The sequence below is a fragment of the Nocardia terpenica genome (assembly GCF_013186535.1).
GTDB lineage: Bacteria > Actinomycetota > Actinomycetes > Mycobacteriales > Mycobacteriaceae > Nocardia > Nocardia terpenica.
Genome location: NZ_JABMCZ010000002.1, coordinates 20,782 through 42,176, shown reverse-complemented (window position 1 = coordinate 42,176; position 21,395 = coordinate 20,782). Strand labels below are relative to the sequence as shown.

At 70.4% G+C, this 21,395-nt stretch carries 20 protein-coding genes and 1 pseudogene; 14 read left to right on the top strand and 7 right to left on the bottom strand.

Translation table 11 applies throughout. The features are described from left to right. Positions 1-12 precede the first annotated feature (12 nt). A complete protein-coding gene (locus HPY32_RS11560) occupies positions 13-1,455 on the top strand; it encodes an NAD(P)H-hydrate dehydratase (protein ID WP_171982964.1) in 1,443 nt (480 codons plus the stop codon). Between the two features lie 8 nt (positions 1,456-1,463). Here the strand turns inward: HPY32_RS11560 and HPY32_RS11555 are convergent. Continuing rightward, a pseudogene (locus tag HPY32_RS11555) lies at positions 1,464-1,863 on the bottom strand (SDR family NAD(P)-dependent oxidoreductase); the annotation flags it as partial. A gap of 6 nt (positions 1,864-1,869) precedes the next feature. Between HPY32_RS11555 and alr the strand changes: the two are divergent. The 6 genes from alr to tsaD all read left to right on the top strand — a co-directional run bounded on the left by alr (position 1,870) and on the right by tsaD (position 7,094). Next, positions 1,870-3,075 carry an alanine racemase gene (gene alr / locus HPY32_RS11550; RefSeq protein WP_067581609.1) on the top strand — a complete coding sequence of 402 codons (1,206 nt, stop codon included), beginning with the start codon at positions 1,870-1,872 and terminating at the stop codon, positions 3,073-3,075. Further along, on the top strand, positions 3,072-4,175 hold the full coding sequence (locus HPY32_RS11545) for an alpha/beta fold hydrolase (protein WP_067581612.1): 1,104 nt from the start codon (positions 3,072-3,074) through the stop codon (positions 4,173-4,175). The genes alr and HPY32_RS11545 overlap by 4 nt, the downstream gene beginning before the upstream one ends. Continuing rightward, positions 4,093-4,614, top strand: a complete 522-nt coding sequence (gene tsaE, locus HPY32_RS11540; protein WP_082870868.1) for a tRNA (adenosine(37)-N6)-threonylcarbamoyltransferase complex ATPase subunit type 1 TsaE — start codon at positions 4,093-4,095, stop codon at positions 4,612-4,614. Before HPY32_RS11545 ends, tsaE begins: the two co-directional genes overlap by 83 nt. Positions 4,615-4,858: 244 nt before the next feature. Further along, on the top strand, positions 4,859-5,533 hold the full coding sequence (gene tsaB, locus HPY32_RS11535; RefSeq protein ID WP_067581618.1) for a tRNA (adenosine(37)-N6)-threonylcarbamoyltransferase complex dimerization subunit type 1 TsaB: 675 nt from the start codon (positions 4,859-4,861) through the stop codon (positions 5,531-5,533). After that, on the top strand, positions 5,530-6,063 hold the full coding sequence (gene rimI, locus HPY32_RS11530) for a ribosomal protein S18-alanine N-acetyltransferase (RefSeq protein WP_067581621.1): 534 nt from the start codon (positions 5,530-5,532) through the stop codon (positions 6,061-6,063). The genes tsaB and rimI overlap by 4 nt, the downstream gene beginning before the upstream one ends. After that, positions 6,060-7,094 (top strand): tRNA (adenosine(37)-N6)-threonylcarbamoyltransferase complex transferase subunit TsaD, encoded by a 1,035-nt coding sequence (gene tsaD, locus HPY32_RS11525; RefSeq protein WP_067581624.1) that lies wholly within the window; start codon positions 6,060-6,062, stop codon positions 7,092-7,094. The genes rimI and tsaD overlap by 4 nt, the downstream gene beginning before the upstream one ends. 136 nt (positions 7,095-7,230) lie before the next feature. Here the strand turns inward: tsaD and HPY32_RS45650 are convergent, their stop codons facing one another. Beyond that, the gene (locus tag HPY32_RS45650) at positions 7,231-8,748 is read right to left on the bottom strand and encodes a DUF7159 family protein (RefSeq protein WP_171982831.1); all 1,518 of its coding nucleotides are present in this window, start codon (positions 8,746-8,748) and stop codon (positions 7,231-7,233) included. Between the two features lie 581 nt (positions 8,749-9,329). On the opposite strand from HPY32_RS45650, the gene groES reads away from it, so the two are divergent. Next, entirely contained in the window at positions 9,330-9,629 is a 300-nt protein-coding gene (groES, locus tag HPY32_RS11515; protein ID WP_067581629.1) for a co-chaperone GroES, read from the top strand. Between the two features lie 130 nt (positions 9,630-9,759). Continuing rightward, positions 9,760-11,367 carry a chaperonin GroEL gene (gene groL / locus HPY32_RS11510; protein ID WP_067581632.1) on the top strand — a complete coding sequence of 536 codons (1,608 nt, stop codon included), beginning with the start codon at positions 9,760-9,762 and terminating at the stop codon, positions 11,365-11,367. Positions 11,368-11,459: 92 nt separating this feature from the next. Here groL and HPY32_RS11505 read toward each other — a convergent pair whose 3' ends face one another. The 3 genes from HPY32_RS11505 to HPY32_RS11495 form a co-directional block, all read right to left on the bottom strand. Next, a complete protein-coding gene (locus tag HPY32_RS11505; protein ID WP_067581634.1) occupies positions 11,460-11,720 on the bottom strand; it encodes an RskA family anti-sigma factor in 261 nt (86 codons plus the stop codon). A gap of 1 nt (position 11,721) precedes the next feature. Beyond that, positions 11,722-12,297 (bottom strand): sigma-70 family RNA polymerase sigma factor, encoded by a 576-nt coding sequence (locus HPY32_RS11500; RefSeq protein ID WP_067585355.1) that lies wholly within the window; start codon positions 12,295-12,297, stop codon positions 11,722-11,724. Between the two features lie 440 nt (positions 12,298-12,737). Continuing rightward, complete coding sequence (locus HPY32_RS11495) at positions 12,738-13,031, bottom strand: WhiB family transcriptional regulator (RefSeq protein ID WP_067581637.1); 294 nt, start codon at positions 13,029-13,031, stop codon at positions 12,738-12,740. 666 nt (positions 13,032-13,697) lie between these two features. On the opposite strand from HPY32_RS11495, the gene HPY32_RS11490 reads away from it, so the two are divergent. From HPY32_RS11490 to HPY32_RS11480, 3 genes are all read left to right on the top strand, one after another. Then, positions 13,698-14,651: a hypothetical protein gene (locus HPY32_RS11490; protein WP_156674130.1), complete on the top strand. Its 954-nt coding sequence runs from the start codon at positions 13,698-13,700 to the stop codon at positions 14,649-14,651. A gap of 121 nt (positions 14,652-14,772) precedes the next feature. Then, entirely contained in the window at positions 14,773-15,351 is a 579-nt protein-coding gene (locus tag HPY32_RS11485) for a sigma-70 family RNA polymerase sigma factor (protein ID WP_067581640.1), read from the top strand. Continuing rightward, positions 15,344-16,405: an anti-sigma-D factor RsdA gene (locus HPY32_RS11480; protein ID WP_067581643.1), complete on the top strand. Its 1,062-nt coding sequence runs from the start codon at positions 15,344-15,346 to the stop codon at positions 16,403-16,405. The genes HPY32_RS11485 and HPY32_RS11480 overlap by 8 nt, the downstream gene beginning before the upstream one ends. 110 nt (positions 16,406-16,515) lie before the next feature. On the opposite strand, the gene HPY32_RS11475 is transcribed toward HPY32_RS11480, so the two are convergent. Next, positions 16,516-16,929, bottom strand: a complete 414-nt coding sequence (locus HPY32_RS11475; RefSeq protein ID WP_019932909.1) for a DUF5319 domain-containing protein — start codon at positions 16,927-16,929, stop codon at positions 16,516-16,518. Between the two features lie 613 nt (positions 16,930-17,542). Here HPY32_RS11475 and guaB point away from each other — a divergent pair. Then, a complete protein-coding gene (guaB, locus tag HPY32_RS11470; RefSeq protein WP_195115778.1) occupies positions 17,543-19,084 on the top strand; it encodes an IMP dehydrogenase in 1,542 nt (513 codons plus the stop codon). A 311-nt stretch (positions 19,085-19,395) separates the two neighbouring features. Next, complete coding sequence (locus HPY32_RS11465) at positions 19,396-20,529, top strand: GuaB3 family IMP dehydrogenase-related protein (RefSeq protein ID WP_067581646.1); 1,134 nt, start codon at positions 19,396-19,398, stop codon at positions 20,527-20,529. A gap of 2 nt (positions 20,530-20,531) precedes the next feature. Here the strand turns inward: HPY32_RS11465 and HPY32_RS11460 are convergent, their stop codons facing one another. Beyond that, complete coding sequence (locus HPY32_RS11460) at positions 20,532-21,332, bottom strand: alpha/beta fold hydrolase (RefSeq protein WP_067585364.1); 801 nt, start codon at positions 21,330-21,332, stop codon at positions 20,532-20,534. Positions 21,333-21,395 lie beyond the last annotated feature (63 nt).

The following is a 21,395-nucleotide window of genomic DNA, read 5'->3' as shown; positions in this document are numbered from 1 at the left end:
ATGGCAGCGGAGATGCGTGGATATTTCACCGCCGATGAGGTGCGGGCGGCGGAGGCTGAGCTGTTCGGGCGGGTGGCTGCGGGGGTTCCCATGCAGCGCGCCGCCTACGGGCTGGCCGGTGTGGTCGCCGCGGAACTGCGCGAGCGCACCGGTGGGATCGCCGGACGTCGCGTGACTCTGCTGGTCGGGTCCGGCGACAATGGGGGCGACGCGCTGTTCGCGGGGTCCCTGCTTCGCCGCCGCGGCGTCGCGGTCTCCGCCGTCCTGCTCTCCCCGGACCGTGCGCACGCGAAAGGTCTTGCGGCCCTGCGCCGTACCGGCGGCCGCGTGCGCGACGAACTGGCCGCGCCCGATCTGGTGGTGGACGGCATCGTGGGTATCTCGGGCCGCGGTTCGCTGCGCCCGCGGGCCGCGGAACTGGTTGCGGCGGTGCGGGTTCCGATCGTGGCGGCGGACCTGCCCAGCGGCGTCGACCCGGACACCGGCGCGGTGGACGGCCCGGCGGTGCGCGCCGAGGTCACCGTCGCCTTCGGCGCCTACAAGCCGGTGCACGCGCTCGCGGCATCCCGGTGCGGCCGAATCGAGCTGGTACCCATCGGATTACGGCTGCCGGAGCCGAATCTCGCTGCGCTGGAACCGGTGTCGATCGGCGCGGGCTGGCCGATCCCGGGCGCGCACGACGACAAGTACAGCCAGGGCGTCACCGGCATCTGCGCGGGCAGCGCCGCCTATCCGGGCGCGGCGGTGCTGTGCACCGGGGGAGCGGTGGCCGCGACCTCCGGCATGGTCCGCTACGCCGGAACCGGCGCGGCCCAGGTCCTCGCGCACTTCCCGGAAGTGATTGCCGCCGAGTCCATCTCGGCGACCGGGCGGGTGCAGTGCTGGGTCTTCGGCCCCGGCGCGGGCACCGATGACGCCGCCCGCGAACGCCTTTCGGAGATCCTCGCCACCGACCTGCCCGTGGTCGTCGACGCCGACGGCCTGACCCTGCTCGCCGCCGACCCGGCCCCGGTCGTCGGCCGCCGGGCCCCCACCGTGCTCACCCCGCACGCCGGGGAATTCGCCCGCCTGACCGGCCACGACCCCGGCCCGGACCGCGTGGCGGCGGTGCGCAAACTCGCCGAGGAATGGCAGCTCACCGTGCTGCTCAAGGGCCGAGCCACCCTCGTCGCCAGCCCCGGCCATCCGGTGCTCGTCAACGAGGCGGGCGGTTCCTGGGCCGCGACCGCGGGCGCGGGCGACGTCCTGTCCGGCGTCCTCGGCGCCCTCCTCGCCGCGGGCCGCGCCCCCGCCTGGTCCGCCGCGGCCGCCGCCCGAGCCCACGCCCTGGCCGCCAATCTCGCCGCCCACCAAGCCCCCGGCCCCGGCGCCCCCATCTCCGCCACCCCGCTCCTCCACCATCTCCGCCCCGCCGTCCAAACCCTCCGCATCTACGCCGGGGCCGCGCAACCTTAAAGCCCGTGGAATGCCATGATTCCGCCGATGCCGGACAGCTGGAGGATGTGCCCGCCGCTCTGCGCTCGCATGATCGGCAGCGCCGCCTGCGTCACCCACAGTGCCCCGAGCACATTGGTCTCGAACTGCGCCCGGAACTGGCGACCATGCCGAACCGGCCGTAACCGGCATTGTCGACGACCACATCGAGCCGCCCGAAGTGCCGGGCCGCCTGCGCCACGGCGGCGAAATCACCGGCGCGGTCGATCACGTCCAGCCGCAGCGGCACGAACGTGTCCGGATACTTGGTGATCAGATCCTCCACCGTCGCCAGGTCCCGGCCACCCGGTCGCCCCGCTCCGGCGCCGCGAGCGCCCACTCCGAACTCTCCGGACCCGCGCCGACCACGCTGGAGCACACTCCAAGCAACCCGCGATGGCGGCGCGGCCGTGGCGAGCCGCAGCGGTAGTGGCAGGATCGGTAACCGTGAGTAGTGCTGATCCACAGGCGGAGACCGTCGTCGATCTGGATGCCGTGGCACACAACGTCCGGACGCTGCGCGAGTACGCGGGCGACGCCGCGGTCATGGCGGTGGTCAAGGCCGACGGATACAACCACGGCGCGGTGCGGATCGGCCGCGCGGCGCTGGCGGCCGGCGCGGCCGAACTCGGCGTCACCACCATCGCCGAGGCCCTGGCCCTGCGCGCCGCGGGCATCGATGCCCCGATTCTGAGCTGGCTCAACACCTCCGACGCCGACTACCCCGCCGCCGTCGCCGCCGATATCGAGATCGGCGTGTCCTCGGTGGCGCAGCTGCGCGCGGTCGAGCGGGCCGCGCGCAGCACCGGCCGGACCGCCACGGTGACCCTCAAGGTGGACACCGGCCTGAACCGCAACGGCATCCCCGAAACCGAATACCCGAAAGTCCTGACCCTGCTGCGAGAACTGGTCGCCGAGCAGTCGGTCCGGTTCCGCGCCATGTTCTCCCACCTCGCCCGCGCCGACGAGCCCCGGCATCCGGCGATCGACGTGCAACGCGACCGCTTCATGGACGCCATCGCCCTCGCCAAGGACCACGGCCTGCAACCCGACCTGGTGCACCTGGCCAACTCCGCCGCGGCGCTCACCCGCCCCGACCTCGCCTTCGACATGATCCGCCCCGGCATCGCGGTCTACGGCCTGTCACCCGTCCCCGAGCTCTCCGATTTCGGCCTGCGCCCCGCGATGACCTTCCGGGCGCGGGTGGCGCTGGTCAAGCCGGTCGCCGCGGGAGAGGGCGTCTCCTACGGGCACGAATGGGTCGCCCCGCGCGACACCACCGTCGCCCTCGTCCCGGTCGGGTACGCCGACGGTGTGCCGCGATCGCTGGGCGGCCGCATCGGGATCCGCCTCGGCGAGCGGGACTACCCCGCCGTCGGCCGGGTGTGCATGGATCAGCTGATGGTCGACCTGGGTGACAATCCCGACGGGGTGCGGGAGGGCGACCCGGCGGTCCTGTTCGGCGGCGCGCCCGGCGATCCGCACCCCCAGCGGTGGGCCGACCTGCTCGGAACCATCCACTACGAGATCGTCTGTTTCCCCCGCGGTCGAGTCGTGCGACGCTATGTGGGCGATCCACGACGGCCAAGGGGTGCGCTATGAATTGCGAACGGCGGCAGGGGCTTCGATCGGCGGCGTGGCGCGGCGGCATGGCCACCGCCGGTGTGCTGGGCGCGCTCGCCGGGGCACACGCGTTGCGCCGCATCGGCGCCGCGGTGCGCTGGCCCGCCCGGCGCGACGATCTCCGCGACGAGGACTTCACGCTGCTCGAGCGCGACCGGGCGGTGACGGTCGTCGCCGACGACGGCGTCGAGCTGTCGGTGCGCGTCACCGGTGCCGAAGACGCCTCGGTCACAGTCGTTTTCGTGCACGGCTTCTGTAACAGCATGGAGTCGTTCCACTTTCAGCGCCGCGACCTCGAAAAGCTGTGGGGCCCCGGCGTTCGCATGGTGTTCTACGACCTGCGCGGCCACGGCCGCTCCGGCGCGCCCGACACCGACAGCTGCACCGTGCCGCAGCTGGGCCGCGATCTGGCCGCGGTGATCGCCCAGTGCGCGCCGACCGGTCGGCTGATGCTGGTCGGCCACTCCATGGGCGGCATGTCGATCCTGGCGGCGGCCGCGCAGTTCCGCGCGCTGTTCGAGACCCGGGTGGCGGCGCTGGCGCTGCTGTCGACGGCCGCGGCGGAGGTGTCCGAGGCGGGAGTGGCGCAGCTGCTGCGCAATCCGGCGCTCGACGGGTTCCGGGTGGCCGTGCACGCCGCCCCGGCGCTGGTTCAGGTCGGTCGCGTCGCCGCCCGCCAGGTGATCACGCCGATCCTGCACGTCAGCTCCTTCCACGGCGACGTGAGCCCGACGCTGTCCCGCTTCACCACGACCATGATCGACCGCACCCCGGTCGCCACCATCGTGAAATTCCTGAAAGCCCTGGAGCTGCACGACGAATCGGCCGCGCTGCCCACCCTCGCGCCGATCCCGGCGCTGGTGCTCGGCGGCGTGCACGATCTGGTCATCCCGTTCCGCAACTCCCGGGCGCTGGCGCGGCAACTGCCCGACGCCGATCTGGTGCGGGTCACCGACGCCGCGCACATGGTCCACCTGCAGTACCCGGAACTGGTCAATGCCGCGCTGGATCGCCTGTTCGCCCGCGGCGGGCTGGCCGGGGCCGGGCAGCGCCGAAGCAAGGAGGCCGCCCGTGGCTGAGCGGCGCGTGCTCCCGACGGTCGAGGACACCGAGGCCCTGGGCCGCGAGCTGGCCGCCGAACTGCGCGCCGGGGACCTGGTGGTGCTCGACGGTCCGCTCGGCGCGGGCAAGACGGCGCTGACCCGCGGCATCGGGGCCGGTCTCGGGGTCGAGGGGCGGGTGAGCTCGCCGACGTTCGTCATCGCCCGGCAGCATCGCGCCGGAACCCATCCGGGCGCGATCGCGATGGTGCATGTCGACGCCTACCGCCTCGGCGGCGACCTCGACGAACTGGATGCGCTCGATCTCGACACCGATCTGGCCGACGCGGTCGTGGTCGTCGAATGGGGCCTGGGCGTGGTCGAGCATCTGACCGATCGCCACCTGCGCGTGCTGCTGCGCCGCGAGCCCGAATCCGATGTCCGCACCGCCACCTGGGAATGGGTCGGCCCGACCTGATTTCGGGTCCCGGCACTCGGGGTGCGGCGTGTGACGGTTCCCACTCGGAGCGCGGGCGAGAATCGATCGGGCGAATGTGGCGCTTCGCACTCGACGCCCCCGACTCGACCGAAACCACTGCCTTGCCGACGAATACGCGGGAAGAACCCGTTGCCGATAGGTTGCCGAGCACGCAATATGCGACGTCGGCGGGGTGGCGGCGGTGCCGTCCCGCAGGTGACCAACCGGTATCGTTGACCTAATCATGCTTGTACTCGCTGTCGACACCGCGACGCCCGCCGTTACAGCAGGGCTGGTGGATCTGGAGCAGGCCGACCCGAAGCCGCAGGTCCACACCCTCGCGTCCCGCGTGACCGTGGATGCGCGCGCCCACAACGAGGTGCTCACCCCGCAGATTCTGGCTTGCCTGGAGACTGCGGGCCGGGCGCGCGGCGAACTCGATGCGGTCGTCGTCGGCATCGGGCCCGGCCCGTTCACCGGGCTGCGGGTCGGCATGGCGACCGCCGCCGCGTTCGGCGACGCGCTCGGCATCCCGGTGTACGGGGTGTGCAGCCTGGACGCGATCGCCGCCGACGCCTGGCGCGAGATCGACGACGCGCGGGCCGAACTGCTCGTCGTCACCGACGCCCGCCGCCGCGAGGTGTACTGGGCCCGCTACCGCAAGTCCGGCCGCATCGACGGTCCGCAGGTGTGCCGCCCCGGCGATCTGGAGTCCGGCGACGCCACCGCCATCGCCGGATCCGCCTCGCACGTCGACTTTTTCGATCTGCCGGTGCTGCCGGTGGAGACCCCGTCCCCGGCCGGTCTGGTGTCCTGCGCCGCCGCCGAATTGCTGGTCCAGGCCACCCCGGAGCCGCTGGCGCCGCTGTATCTGCGCCGCCCCGACGCGGTCGAACGCAGCTATCAGGCGGTGCGATGACCACGCACACCCCGCCGGCCATCCGCATCGAGCCGATGGGCCCGGCCGATATCGCGCGCTGTGTGGAGCTCGAGACCGTGCTGTTCCCCGAGGACGATCCGTGGCCCGAGGTCGCGTTCAACTCGGAGCTGGCCGGGACGCACAACCGCTACCTGGTGGCCCGCGACGAGGCCGGGCGCATGCTCGGCTACGCCGGTATCGCGCTGCTCGGCACGCTGGAACATCCGGAGGCCGAGGTGCATACGATCGGCGTCGATCCGGAATGCCATCGCGGGGGCATCGGCACGCTGCTGCTGCGGGCGCTGCTGTCGGAGGCCGGTCGGCGCGGTGGGCCGGTGTTCCTGGAGGTCCGCACCGACAATGCGGCGGCGATCGCGCTGTATCAGAAGCACGGCTTCCACATCATCGGCCTGCGCAAGAACTACTACCAGCCCAGCGGCGCCGACGCGTTCACCATGCGGCGGCCCGCGATGACCGGATTCCCCGGCCCGGCCGCGGGCATCTCGCAGGATTCAGAGGTCGTGTCATGATCGTCATGGGCATCGAAAGCTCGTGTGACGAAACCGGAGTCGGCATCGTGCGCTGGCGCGACGACGGCACCTGCGAGCTGCTCGCCGACGAGGTCGCCTCGAGCGTCGACCAGCACGCGCGCTTCGGCGGTGTGGTGCCGGAGATCGCCTCGCGGGCGCATCTGGAGGCGATCGTGCCGGCCATGCGCCGGGCGCTGTCCGCGGCCGGGGTGGCGCGGCCGGACGCGCTCGCGGTCACCATCGGTCCCGGCCTCGCCGGTGCGCTGCTGGTCGGTGTGGCGGCCGCGAAAGGCTATGCGGCGGCGTGGGACATCCCGCTGTTCGCGCTGAATCACCTGGGCGGGCACGTCGCCGTCGACACGCTCGAACACGGGCCCATGCCGCCCTGCGTGGCGCTGCTGGTGTCCGGCGGGCACACCCATCTGCTGCACGTCACCGATCTCGCCGACCCGATCGTGGAACTGGGCAGCACCGTCGACGATGCGGCGGGCGAGGCGTTCGACAAGGTGGCGCGCCTGCTCGATCTGGGCTTCCCCGGCGGCCCCGCGCTGGATGCCGCTGCGGCGCACGGCGACCCGCGCGCCATCCCGTTCCCGCGCGGCATGACCGGTCCGCGCGACGCGCGCTACGACTTCTCCTTCTCGGGCCTGAAGACCGCGGTGGCCCGCTACGTGGAGGCGGCCCAGCGCACCGGCGCCGAGCTGCCGATCCCGGATATCGCCGCCTCGTTCCAGGAGTCGGTCGCCGACGTACTGACCATGAAGGCGGTGCGCGCCGCCCAGGACGTCGGGGTGGACACCCTGGTCCTCGGCGGCGGCGCGACCGCCAACTCCCGAATCCGCTCGATGGCGCAAGACCGCTGCGCCGCAGCCGGTCTGACCCTGCGCGTCCCCAAGCCCCGCCTGTGCACCGACAACGGCGTCATGATCGCCACCCTCGGCGCCCACGTCATAGCCGGCGGCGCCAAGCCCTCCAACCTCACCGTAGCCACCGACCCCGCCCTCCCGGTCTCCACCAGCCAACTCCGCTAACCCCCACCTGTAACCCCTGAACTCCCACCCTGTCGCCCCATCCGCGGTCGACACCTGGGCTCGTTCGTGGTCGGGCCGCTGGTCCGCCCGAGGCTTGGCGTGGTCGGTGCGTTGGCTTGCGGGGTTGGGGGCGTGGTCAGTCTGGGGGCTCGATCGTTGGGCCTCCGGCGGAGCCGGAATTCGAGCGGGGGAGTAGCTTGCTCGGGTTTGGGCTGGGGGTGGAGGTGGGGTTGGGGCTGGGGGTCGAGTTCGGGTTTGGGCCGGGGTCGTGGGGGTCGGGGGTCGGCTGGGGGGCGACGGTGGAGGTGCCGCCCAGGAGGGGGCCGAGGAGGTGGGGGAGGTCGGGGAGCGGGATTTGGGGCAGGCCCGGGTCGGGGCGCAGGGGCAGGCCGCTGGTGGCGGGTGGGGGTGCGGGGGTGGTCGTTGTGGGTGCCGGGCTGGGGGCGGGGGCGACGGGGACCGTGCTCAGTGGGCCGCGGGTGGTGCCGCGGGGCTGACCGGCGGTGGTGGCGGAGGATCCGGCGGGCGCGGAGGTCGGCGCGGGCGTGAGCTGCGCGGTATTGGTGGTGCCGACCGGGCTCACATCGTGATTGACCACGGGCGCCAGCTCCTTGATGCCGTAGCCGACCACCAGCCCCAGCACCACGACCGCACCGGCCAGGGTGCCGACGAGCTTGGTGAAGGTACCGGCCGGCGCGTCGGTGCCGAGGCTGATGACCGGGAAGGCGGACGGCTGCGCCGAATCGGCCACCAGCGCAGCGCCTTTCGCGGTGGCGACCTCCGGCTCGGACACGGTGGACACCGGCACGTCGAGCAGATGGTCCAGCGCGGAGACGACGACCGGCATGTTCGCGCCGCCGCCGATCACCATGACCGCCTCGGGCTGCCGCGGCGCCCGGGCGAAGACCGCGGAGGCGAAGACGGCGGCCTCGCGCATCAGGTCGGCGACCAGTTCCTCGAAGTCGGCGCGGGTGAGCTTGAGCGGCTGCCCGGCGACGTGGTCGATGGTCACGGCCGGGGCGACGGACAGGTGCTCCTTGGCGGCGCGACTGCGGTTGATGAGCATGCCGCGATTGGGCCGGGTGCCGCGGCGCGCGAAGTGACAGTCGAGCAGGTGGTGGTAGATCAGCTCGTCGACGGCGGTGCCGCTGATGGCGCTGGTGCGCTCGGAGCGCAGCACGGTGTCGTCGGCCAGGTCGGCCACGGTGACGGTGGTGCCGGACGCGCCGAAGTCGACGATGGCGACCGTCCGGTACCGGTCGAGCAGGCCGGTATGGCGCAGGAAGGTCAGCGCGGCAGTGCTTTCCGGGATGAGCTGCACATCGCGCCGCTGGCGACCGATGGCCGCGCGAATGGCCACGGCCTGCTCGCGGTCGCGGTAGGCGACGGCGATGGACCCCGGTGGCCCGGACGACGTCTCGGTCCGGGTGACGGGGAGGCCCGCGGCGTGCGCGCCGAGCGGATGCACGAAGTCGCGGGGCATCTGCGTGGTCATCAGCTCGATGGACGACGCCACCAGGTCGCCGAGGTCCGAATGCGCGACGTCGGCCGACACCACCCGGTAGTCGAAACTCTGGGCGCCGTTCGGCGCGGTGGCGACGAGCGCCGAGCACACCACTTCGGTCCCGGCGGAGATGCCGAGGGATGTTCGCATGTTCACCTCCCTTCGAGCGGATGGTCACGGTGTCTTCGACCATCTCGAACGGACAACACGGGCCGTCGCGTGGATGACGACCGGCCCGAGCACCGGACGATCACTTACGGTCTTGCTCTCGTCTCAGGCGGGCGCGAGGGTGTCGCGCCATGGGTGAAGCGGTGGTGCAGCATTCCACGAATCGTGTGACGAGATAGCGGCCGACGCGGTGTCGGGTGGCGGCAACATCACGGAGCCGTCGTCCATAGTGTCACAATCCGTTATCCGAACGTTACAGTTTTTCGGGATCAAATGCCAAGGCATCGGGCGTGTCGCAATCGCGGTGCCGCGGAACCTGTTTCACCCTGCCGTACCTGGACGATCGACTCGTATGCTGGTGGCACTACCCGCCCTTGAGCGCTGGCACTCGCCTGTATAGAGTGCTAGTTGGCACTGGATGTGCAGGTGCCAGCGTGACTACTGAGCAGGGTTCCGGCACCCGCGACGACGGGGCAATGCCCAGGAGTCAGCACAGTGACCGAAACCGTGAGTCCGGGGAACCGCCCCGGACGACCGAATCCCCTGAAAGTGGAGGGCTCAACGTGGCGAGCGTGAACATCAAGCCGCTCGAGGACAAGATCCTCGTCCAGGCCGGCGAGGCCGAGACGACGACCGCCTCCGGCCTGGTCATCCCCGACACGGCGAAGGAGAAGCCCCAGGAGGGCACTGTCATCGCCGTTGGTCCCGGCCGCATCACCGACTCGGGCGATCGCATCCCGGTGGACGTCAAGGAGGGCGACACCGTGATCTACAGCAAGTACGGCGGCACCGAGATCAAGTACAACGGCGAGGAGTACCTGATCCTGTCGGCGCGCGACGTCCTGGCGGTCGTCAACAAGTGATCGCGCCCGGCGCGGTCGTCCCGGCGCAGGCCGGGATCTCGCAATAAGGACGCACTGCCCCGGTGCCCGCACAGCGTGGGCGTCGGGGCAGTTGTCATTCGCCTCCCACGAGACACAGGACTTGTAACCCATGGCAAAGCAGATCGAGTTCGACGAGAAGGCTCGTCGGGCAATGGAACGCGGCGTCGACAAGCTCGCCGACGCCGTCAAGGTCACGCTCGGCCCGCGCGGCCGGCACGTGGTGCTGGCCAAGGCGTTCGGTGGCCCCACGGTCACCAACGACGGCGTGACCATCGCGCGTGACATCGACCTCGAGGATCCCTTCGAGAACCTGGGCGCGCAGCTGGTCAAGAGCGTCGCCACCAAGACCAACGACGTCGCCGGCGACGGCACCACCACGGCCACCGTGCTCGCGCAGGCGATGATCAAGGTCGGCCTGAAGAACCTCGCCGCCGGCGCCAACCCGATGGCCCTGGGCGCGGGCATGAGCCAGGCCGCGGACGTGGTCTCCGAGGCGCTGCTGGCCTCCGCGAAGCCGGTCTCCGGCGCGCAGGCCATCGCGCAGGTCGCCACCGTCTCCTCGCGCGACGAGGAGATCGGCGAGATGGTCGGCAAGGCGCTGACCACCGTCGGCAAGGACGGCGTGGTCACCGTGGAGGAGTCCTCCACGCTGAGCACCGAGCTGGTCGTCACCGAGGGCGTGCAGTTCGACAAGGGCTACCTGTCGGGCTACTTTGTCACCGATGCCGACAAGCAGGAGGCGGTGCTCGAGGACGCCCTGGTGCTGCTGCACCGGGAGAAGATCAGCTCGCTGCCGGATTTCCTGCCGCTGCTGGAGAAGATCGCCGAGTCCGGCAAGCCGGTGCTGCTGGTCGCCGAGGACGTCGAGGGCGAGGCGCTGTCCACCCTGGTGGTCAACGCGATTCGCAAGACGCTCAAGATCGTCGCGGTCAAGGCGCCGTACTTCGGTGACCGCCGCAAGGCGTTCCTGGACGACCTGGCCGTGGTCACCGGCGGCACCGTGATCAACCCGGATCTGGGCATCAGCCTGCGTGACGCCGGCCTGGACCTGCTGGGCAAGGCCCGCCGCGTGGTCGTCACCAAGGACGACACCACGATCGTCGAGGGCGCCGGCGCCCAGGCCGACATCGACGGGCGCATCGCGCAGCTGCGCGCCGAGATCGAGGCCACCGACTCCGACTGGGACCGCGAGAAGCTGGAGGAGCGGCTGGCCAAGCTGTCCGGCGGCGTCGCGGTGATCAAGGTCGGCGCGGCCACCGAGACCGCGCTCAAGGAGCGCAAGTACCGGGTCGAGGACGCGGTCAGCGCGGCCAAGGCGGCGGTCGAGGAGGGCATCGTGCCCGGCGGCGGCACCGCGCTGGTGCAGGCCGCGACCAAGCTGGTCGAGCTGCGCGAGTCGCTGACCGGTGACCGCGCGATCGGCGTCGAGGTGGTGCGCCAGGCCCTGCAGGCGCCGCTGTACTGGATCGCGACCAACGCCGGTGTCGACGGCGCGGTCGTGGTCAGCAAGGTCACCGACGGCAAGGACGGCTTCAACGCCGCCACCCTGACCTACGGCGACCTGGTCACCGACGGCGTGGTGGATCCGGTCAAGGTGACCCGTTCGGCGGTGCTGAACGCCACCTCGGTGGCGCGCATGGTGTTGACCACCGAGAGCGCCGTGGTCGACAAGCCGGCCGAGGAGGAGCACAACGAGCACCACGGGCACGCGCACTGACCCCTGGTGAACGGCGATCGGGCCGTTCGCATTCCGGCTCCGGAATGCGAACGGCCCGATTCTTCTGTCTCGATCGAGGCTCGGGGGCGGGCTCAGCGGCCGCCGGGGCAGTGGTGCGGATCGGGGGCCGCGACCTCGGCCAGCAGGCGCTCCCGGAGCGATTCGGGCGGCTGTACCGCCGCCGCGGCGGCGACGGCGACGAGCGTCTCCCTGGTGGATTGCACTTCACGTTCGAAGTCCACGCGCAGGATTTCGTCGCCGCTGCCTAGCAGCTCGCACACCGCGCGCCGGTCTTCGTCGCCGATCGATCCGAGCGCGACCGCATGCGCGAGATCGATCTGGCTGTCGTTCATCTCAGGTCACTCCCAAACTCTTCTTGAGTCGTGTCAGCCCATCGCGGATACGGGACTTAACAGTCGGTAACCCTACGCCGAGATGGGCCGCCACCTCCGCGTAGGTCCGCCCGCCGAAGTAGGCGAGCGTGATCGCCTCGCGCTGGGTGTCCGTCAGTGTCGCCATGCCGTCGAGCACCGCCTGCTGTTCGAGTCGCCTGCCCACCTCTTCGGTGACTTCGTCGAATTCGTTACCGAGAGTGCTTGCGCCGTAGGCGACCTCGCGCTGGGCGTGGGCCTGCTCGGCGCGGACGCGGTCGACCGCCCGGCGATGCGCGAGGGTCATCAGCCAGGTGACCGCGGAGCCCTTGGCCGGATCGAAGTTGGCCGCGGTACGCCAGATCTGGAGATAGACCTCCTGGGTCGTCTCCTCCGCGTACCCGGGGTCGTGTAGGACACGCAGCACCAAGCCGAACACCCGCGCGCACGTGCGGTCGTACAGCTCGGCGAATGCCGCATGGTCGCAGCGGCCGCAGCGTTCGAGAAGCACGGCCAGCTCGATGCTTTCGGAGACGCGTGCCGTCACCGCAGAGTCCACACCGGAGGTGGTGTCCACCCGCCCGTCCCTGGCTTTCTGGAACGAGTCGCCCTCTGCGGCCGGGGGCCGCGTTGTCACAACGCTCCATTCTGTGTCATCGGCCACTACGGTAGCGCGCGGGCTATAACCTCCTCTCGGGCGGGGTGCCGAACAAAACCGCCTGTGGCCCAGCGGTTTCGAGTCGCTTCCCCGACACACCGAGGAGTGCTTGACGGACACGCCGTGACACGCCGGTACCGCTCGCGAAACGCTGAGGCGACAGGTGGTGGTCATTTCGCAGCAGGCAGATCGGCGGTGGCCGAGGGAGCCTGCGCGCCTGCATCGATATGCCTCGGCCGTAGTTGTGGGTGGCCGAGTATTTGCTGCTAGGGATTCGACGCACCCGGCCGTCTGGATGGGCGAGGGATGGGAGGAATTTCGCGCCCCGCCGGATACCGAGGTCAGACGGTCACTCGGCGGCGATTGCGGCGGGCGTGCATCTCGCGCTCGGTTTCCGACATTCCGCCCCAGATGCCGTACGGCTCGCTGACCTCGAGCGCGTGACTGCGGCACTGCATGAGCACCGGGCACGACCGGCAGATTTCCTTCGCGCGCAGCTCACGCTGCGCCCGTGCGCGTCCCCGCTCCCCGTCGGGATGGAAGAACACGGAGGAATCCACTCCGCGGCAGGAACCGCGCATCTGCCAGTCCCAGACGTCGGCGTTCGGGCCAGGGAGGTGGGTGGGCATGGGCATGGTGAACTCCTCGTGGTGCGAGCTCGTCGGCGTTGTCGAGCGGTGCTTGTCAGCAGCGGTCTGTCCGGAGACCGGACGGGCGCGGCCGGATGAGACCCCGCCGAGTTCGGGCTCGGACCTGTCACCGGTGTCCCGGCGATCGCAGTTCGTGGTCGCCGCAATTTCGCGCGGCGCCGACGACGACGTTGCAGTACGTTAGGACGCATGGCGAAAAGGAGTCAATAGTTTGTCCGGCGGCGATTTCAATTCCGGCGAATCTCAGATTTAACCTTCGCGCTATTTACTTTCGGGCCCACCCTGGTGATACTGATCGGTTGGCCAGGTCTGCCGTGGTTGTGGCAGGTCTTGTGACGGTGCATAATCGGGCAGGTCATGCGGTATTTCTTCGAAAAGATCCGGTAGTCGACCCGGCGTCGGTCCCGGGTGTGGTATGTGGCCGATCGGGCCGCCGAAGCGAAACATCCGCGTCGCAGATGGCCGTGCCGAGGCGACCAGGTTAATTGTCCGAAAAGCATACGAATTCCTTACGCACGTGCTGAGCGATAGCCGGTCACAGTTTTACGAGATGGAAACACCTGAGCGGCATTCTTCACGCTGAGCGGTTGCCCGCTGTTCGGGTCACCGGGGCCGCGCGGCGAGCGGGACCGCGCTGGATAGGGTGCGGCGGTGAACGAGTTCGCACTGCCCGCCGACCTGCGGCCTAGTCCGGGAAACACGCTGTTCGCCGCGGCCGCCTTCGGTGCCCGCCCCGCTCTCCCGGCCGCCGGATTGCCCACCGCCGGGACCGCCGCCGAATCCTGGCTGCGCGCGGTCGTACTCGGTGGCCAGGGCCGTTACGCCGCCGCCCGCGCCGAACTCCGGCGCACCCCGCGGCTCGGCGCCGACCCGGCACTGCGCTCGCTGGCGCTCAGCACCGAGGCCTCGCTGCTGCGGCAACTCGGCTGGCACGCCCGCGCCGCCGCGCTCGACGGACGGGCCTTGGCGCAGGTCGCGGCGGGGGAGCCGACCGGGTCACCCGCCCGCGACATCGCGATTTGCGACGCGTTGACCGGACTGGCCGCCGACGCCCTCGGCACCGCCCGCCCCGCCCTGGCGGCAGGATTGCTTGATCGTTGCCAGACTCCTCTGGAACGGCTGTGTGAAGCGGTGAGGACGCCTGACATCGGCGTGTCGGCTCCCGATCCCGCGTGGCGGCCGCGGCTGCGTCGGCACTGGGTCGCGGCCGAGACGGCACTGTCCGCTCCGGACACCGGGCTGATCTCCCCGCCCACCCCGGAACCGTGCCCGCACCCCGCGCTGGCGCACGCGGAGCTGGCGCTGGCGCTCGCCGAGGCCGGTCCCTCGGTCCGGCACCGCGTCAAATCCCGGCTCCTCGTCGCCGCCGCGGCCGCCGCGGCGGGCGATCTCGATCGATCCCGGGAGCTGGCCGCCCTCGTCGCCGAGCAGTGCCGCGCCCACGGCCTGCTCCCGCTGCAATGGGCCTGCGCCATGCTCCGGAGCGGGGTATCGGCCGGGCCCGCGGCCGCGGCGGCCGCCGCCGAAGCGGCCGCGTGCGCCCGCGCTCTGGCAGGTCACGGCGGTCTATTGCGTTCGGACGCCGGGGTTCTCACCGAGTTGTGATCCCCCGTGTTGCTCGTACCGGGGATTGAAGCGGCTATTGTTGGACCCGTTCCGCCCGACCGGCGGAAGCACTGGTCACGAACCGACCGTGCCACTTGTAACGCCAGGAATATCTCTGACGATGACGCACTCGGGCGAGGAGTTGGACGCCGCCGTCGCTGCTGCAGCGCAAGGCGATCGTTCGGCTTTAGCCCAGGTACTGGAAAACATCCGCCCGTTGGTGGTGCGTTACTGCCGCGCGCGGATCGGCGCTGCGGAGCGTGGGCAGCTCTCCGCGGACGACGTTGCGCAGGAGGTATGTCTGGCCGTGATGACCGCCCTCCCCCGATACCAAGATCAGGGGCGGCCCTTCATGGCCTTCGTCTACGGAATCGCTTCGCACAAGGTCGCCGACGCCCATCGTAACGCCGCCCGTAACAAGGCGGATGCGATGGCCGAAGTACCAGATGTCATATCCACCGACCAGGGGCCGGAGCAGCGAGCTCTCGAATCCGAAGCCAGCCGACAGATGAACAGCCTGCTGGCCACACTTCCGGAGAAGCATCGAGAGATCCTGATCCTGCGTTTGGTCATGGGTCTGTCAGCAGAAGAAACAGCTGTTGCCGTGGGCAGTACGGCAGGGGCTATCCGAGTGGCCCAGCATCGGGCGCTCGCGAAACTGAAGTCACAAGTGGCGAGGGCAGGTGAAATGTATGGCTAGGGATGGCGAGCGCGGTCGGGGCGACTGGAAAGCGCGGCTTGGATCGCAGGACAGCGATCCCTACGCCGAGGCATCCGGTGATTCCGGACCGGTCGATATCGCCGCGGTCCGCCGCGACGATGCGCTCATCGACGCCATCGCCGGCGACGGACCCGTAGCGACGGACAGTCCCGAGGAGTTCCAGCTCGCGAGTCTGCTCGCGGACTGGCGGGCCGACATCGTCGAGGCGCCGTTGCCGGCCGGACCGGATCTGGATGCCATTGTCGCGGCGGTCAATCAGGAAATCGGCGCGCGGCAGGCGAGGGTTGCCGTAGGCAGAAGAGGCGGGCTGCGACTGGTCCGTCCGCTCATGGGTGCGGCGGCGGCGCTGGCCGTCATCATCGGCGGTATGACGGCGTTCTCCTACAGCGCCCAGCCGGGCGATCCGTTATGGCGGGTCAAGGAGGTCGTGTTCAGCCAGCAGGCGCAGACCACCATCGCCCAGAACGCCGAGACCAATCTGAACAAGGCGGACGACGCCATCAAGTCCGGTAATCCGGAGCGGGCCAAGACCCTGCTGCAGAGCGTCCAGTCCAACGCCACCCAGCTCGACGATTCCTCGCGCAAGAACCAGCTCGAGTCCAAGTGGAACGACCTGCTGGCGAAGTTACCGCCGGCGATCGCCGCCTCCCTGCTGCCGACTCCCGCGAACGGGACCGAACCCACCACCGTTCCGAGTTCGGTGACGCCGACCGCGCAGCCCACGGGCAGCGGCAATCCCAGCACCGACGGTTCCCAGCCCACTTCGACGGGCGAGCCCACGAGCGGTGGTGGGTCCGGTACCGAGCCGAGCAATGTGCCGCCGACCCACTCGCAGCCGCCGACCACTCCGCCCACCGCGGAACCGCCCACCTCGGCGCCCCACGAACCCACCGGCGCGCCGACCACGGTCGGTTCGCCGGAGGGCGGTTCGGCTCCGGGGGAGAAGCCGGGCAACCCCGGTCGAATCGGGCCTCCCGCACATCGATCCGTGGTGCCGACGACCCCGGAGTCGCTGCCCGAAGGCGCTCGGTAGACGGCTGCGGGTGCGTCCGCAGCCGGATCGGCCTCGGCGACAACGAGACACAACAGAAGATGGTTAGGTAACGAAGACCGATCGCCGACCCGGCGGTCGGCTTTTTCGTGTCAGGCGTCGAAACCGTCGAACCCGTCGCCGTGCAGCGCCTCGTTCATCGATGCGTCGGCGTACCCGCGGCAGTAGTCCCACGTGACATAGGCTTCCGGCGTCGGGTCGTAGGCGGGTTCGTGCGGGCGCACCGTGCCGTCCACCAGAAGCTGGAGCAGGTTGGCGCGCAACATATCCCAATCGTGATAGTGATCCTGCCGGCAGTCCTCGCAGCTGACCACCAGACCGCGGATACCACGGTGGGCCAACAGGGCCTCGTAGACGGCGAGGTCGGCGAGATCCTCTTCGACCGCTAGGCGCTCGTGAGGATCCAGCGGCTCCCCCGGCTCGATGGCATCGAGCGCGGCCGACGGGTCGGAGGGGTCTCCGGCGAATGGATCCGGCGGCAGGCCAGGTGGTAGATGGTCACGCACGTTTCCACGGTACGCAGAACAGGGGGGCCTGCGCCAGCGCTGTGCCAAATTTGCCGCGCTGTGTTGTATTTGCTCTGTCTGTTTGCCGCTCCTCCGTCGCGGCAGGTTTGCGGCCCATGGGGGGCTCGTCGTTTCGGGGCCGCTGCTTGCTCCTTCGTCGCTTACGCAGCGGCCCCGAAACGACGAGCCGGGCCGCAAACCGGACGGGTTGGTAGGGCGGGCATGTTCGGCCCACTGCCTCGACGTACAGCCAGGCGATTCGGATTCAAGATCGATTCTTGGGGTTGGGGGACAGACCGGTGTCGTAAAGCCGGGGTGACTGATCAGGTGGTGTGTGAGCGAAGTCGCTGACCGTGGGTCGCCGGGGAGCATTTGCTCAGGGTTGCCTATTGCCGGGCATGTCGGGGTGTGTCGGAGATAACTTATCCTCCCCGACGGGGCTCGCTCGCGGGGGGTTCGACCCACTCCCGTGGGTGTTCGATTTGCAGGGCCGATACGATAGACCAACGGGTGCCGGGTAATGATCTTCGGCTCCGCCAATCCGTTCAGACAAACGCGATCCGGGCCCGATCCCCGGAGCCGCTGCTTTCGAGGTCCAGGAGGGGTCGATCCGATGAGTAGTCCCGTGACGGACGAGCGCGCCGTCCGCCCTCGTACGGGTGGTGACGATCCGAACAAGATCGCTATGCTCGGCCTCACGTTCGACGACGTGCTGCTGCTGCCGGCGGCTTCGGACCTCATCCCCAGTTCGGTGGAGACCTCCAGCCGGCTGACCCGTGAGATCACGCTGCGCACACCGCTGGTCAGCTCGGCCATGGACACCGTCACCGAGGCCCGCATGGCCATCGCCATGGCCCGCGCCGGTGGCATGGGCGTGCTGCACCGCAATCTGGCCGCCGCCGATCAGGCCGCTCAGGTCGAGACCGTCAAGCGGTCCGAGGCCGGGATGGTGACCGATCCGGTCACCTGTCGCCCGAGCGACACGCTCGCCGAGGTCGACGCCATGTGCGCGCGGTTCCGCATCTCCGGTCTGCCCGTGGTGGACGAGACCGGCGCGCTGGTCGGCATCATCACCAACCGCGACATGCGGTTCGAGGTGGATCAGAACCGCCGCGTGGCCGACGTCATGACCAAGGCGCCGCTGATCACCGCGCAGGAGGGCGTCACCGCCGAGGCCGCGCTCGGCCTGCTGCGCCGCCACAAGGTGGAGAAGCTCCCGATCGTGGACGGCAACGGCCGACTGCGCGGGCTGATCACCGTCAAGGACTTCGTCAAGACCGATCAGTACCCCAACGCCACCAAGGACCGCGACGGCCGCCTGCTCGTCGGCGCGGCCGTCGGTGTCGGCGAGGACGCCTGGTCGCGTGCCATGGCCCTGTCCGATGCGGGCGTCGACGTGCTGATCGTCGATACCGCGCACGGCCATCAGGCGCAGGTGCTGCAGATGGTCAGCAAGGTCAAAGCCGAGGTGGGCGACCGCATCCAGATCGTCGGCGGCAACGTCGCCACCCGCGCGGGCGCCGCGGCGCTGGTCGAGGCGGGCGCGGACGCGGTCAAGGTGGGCGTGGGCCCCGGCTCCATCTGCACCACCCGCGTGGTCGCCGGTGTCGGCGCGCCGCAGATCACCGCGATCCTGGAGGCCGTCGCGGTGTGCGGGCCGGCCGGGGTGCCGGTGATCGCCGACGGCGGCGTGCAGTACTCCGGCGACGTCGCCAAGGCCATCGCGGCGGGCGCGTCCACGGTCATGCTCGGCTCGCTGCTGGCCGGCACCGCCGAGTCCCCGGGCGAGCTGATCCTGGTGGGCGGCAAGCAGTTCAAGAGCTACCGCGGCATGGGGTCGCTGGGCGCCATGCAGGGCCGCGGCCAGGGCAAGTCCTACTCCAAGGACCGCTACTTCCAGGACGACGTGCTCGCCGAGGACAAGCTGGTCCCGGAGGGCATCGAGGGCCGGGTGCCGTTCCGCGGCCCGGTCAAGCAGGTGATCCACCAGCTGGTCGGCGGCCTGCGCGCGGCCATGGGCTACACCGGCTCGCAGAGCATCGCCGACCTGCAGCAGGCACAGTTCGTCCAGATCACCGCCGCGGGCTTGAAAGAAAGCCACCCGCACGACATCACGATGACGGTGGAGGCCCCCAACTACACTGGCCGCGGCTAGTCCACCGGACGGCATCGTGCATGACTACCCCCGGTTGCGGGTAACCGAAAGTGCTCGCGCCGTCCGCCGGTAGCAATTCGGACAACGAGCAAGCCGAGCCGAGAACAGCGGCCACCCCCAAAAGACGCCCTGAACAGTACGGGCAGATGAACGCGGACGGCCGACGCAACCCGCACGGTTTGCGGCCGCCCCGTCGTTCCGGGTTCTGTTGCAATGCGACGAAGGAGCAAGCAACAGGACCCGGAACGACGGGGTCACGAGGCCGCAAACCCGCGACGCCGAAGGCGGCGCAATCAGATAAGGAGAAACCAGTGCGCGACATGGTCGAGATCGGCATGGGCCGAACCGCCCGGCGTACCTATGAGCTGGACGACGTCGACATCGTCCCGTCGCGGCGCACCCGCTCGTCCAAGCAGGTGTCGCTGTCCTGGCAGCTGGACGCCTATCGCTTCGACATCCCGCTGGTGACTCATCCGTCCGACGCGCTGGTCTCGCCGGAGTTCGCCATCGAGCTGGGCCGCCTCGGCGGGCTCGGCGTCATCAACGGCGAGGGGCTGTGGGCCCGGCACGCCGACGTGGCCGCGCGCATCGACCAGCTGATCGAGGTCGCCGAGAAGGAGGGCACCGAGGCCGCGGTCGCGCTGCTGCAGCAGCTGCACGCCGCGCCGATGCAGCCCGATCTGCTGGCCGCCGCGGTGGCCCAGGTGCGGGCCGCCGGGGTGACGGTCGCGGTGCGGGTGAGCCCGCAGAACGCGCGCGCCCTCACGCCGGGCCTGGTGCAGGCCGGGGTCGACCTGCTGGTGGTGCACGGCACCATCATCTCCGCCGAGCACGTCGGCGGGGACGAGCCGCTCAACCTCAAGACCTTCATCGCGGAGCTGGACGTGCCGGTGGTGGCGGGCGGCGTCAGCGATCACCGCACCGCCCTGCACCTCATGCGCACCGGCGCGGCCGGTGTGATCGTCGGCTACGGCTCCACGCCGGGCGCCACCACCACCGGTGAGGTGCTCGGCATCGACGTGCCGATGGCGACCGCGATCGCCGACGCCGCCGCGGCGCGCCGCGACTACCTCGACGAAACCGGCGGCCGCTACGTGCATGTCATCGCCGACGGCGACATCGTGTCGTCCGGCCAGCTGGCCAAGGCCATCGCGTGCGGCGCCGATGCGGCCATGCTGAGCGTGCCGCTGACGCTGGCCCAGGAGGCGCCCGGGCGCGGCTGGTACTGGCCGACCGCGGCGGCGCATCCGTCGGTGCCGCGCGGCGCGCTGCTCAAGTTCGCCGACGAGGACGAGCGCCCGACCCTGCAGCAGCTGCTGTACGGGCCCTCCAGCGATCCCTGGGGCTCGGTGAATCTCGTTGGCGGCCTGCGCCGTTCGATGGCCAAGGCCGGGTACTGCGAGCTCAAGGAGTTCCAGAAGGTCGGCCTGAGCGTGCGCGCGTAGCGTCACGTCAGCTCCCGCGACACCACCCGGTCGCGGAGGAATTCGCGGATCGCGGCATTGACCTCGCCCGGGTGGGTCACGGTCACCGCCTGGCGGGCGCCCTCGATCTCGAGGAATCGCGAATTCGCCAGTCCGCGTGCCATTTCCAGCGCGTGCGCGCGGGCGATCCCGGCCCGGGTCGGATGGATGACCAGGGCGGGGCAGCCGATTTCGGGCAGCCGGTTCAGGATCGAGTCGCGGGCCAGCAGGCAGCCCGCGGCCACCTCCATGGCCTGCGGGTCGCGGGCCAGCCAGCGCGTGGTCCAGGCGATGCGCTGCCCGTCGTCGTCGCCGATCAGCCAGTGCGCCAGGTGTTCCGCGAGCGCGCGGCGGGTGCCGGGTTCGCGCCAGTGGTCCAGGAAGCGGCGCGAGTTCTCCAGTTCGTGCGGCGTGGGCGCGTGCGCCTCGGTGGCGATCAGGATCAGCGCGGCGACCCGCTCGGGGGCCAGCAGCGCGGTGCGCATGGCGCTGAAGCCGCCCTGCGAGGCGCCGCCGATGACGGCGCGTTCGACGCCGAGCTGGTCCAGCACGGTCAGCGCGTCGCGGGCGGCGGTCCAGTAGGTGAACGGCAGCCCCTCGTCGCGGGTCCGGCCGTGCCCGCGCGCATCCCACGCGACGATGCGGAACTCCGGTGCGAGCTCGTCGGCCTGGGCCGCGAACATCGTTCGGTCCATGAAGAATTCGTGCCCGAGTAACACCACCGGGCCGCTGCCGCCGCTGTCCTCGTAGTGGATCTCGGCATCGATCGCGCGGGCGAATGGCACGAGCACGAGGATAGCTGGGAAGTCCCGGCCGCACGGCCGGGTTGGGCGGTGACTTCGATTCCT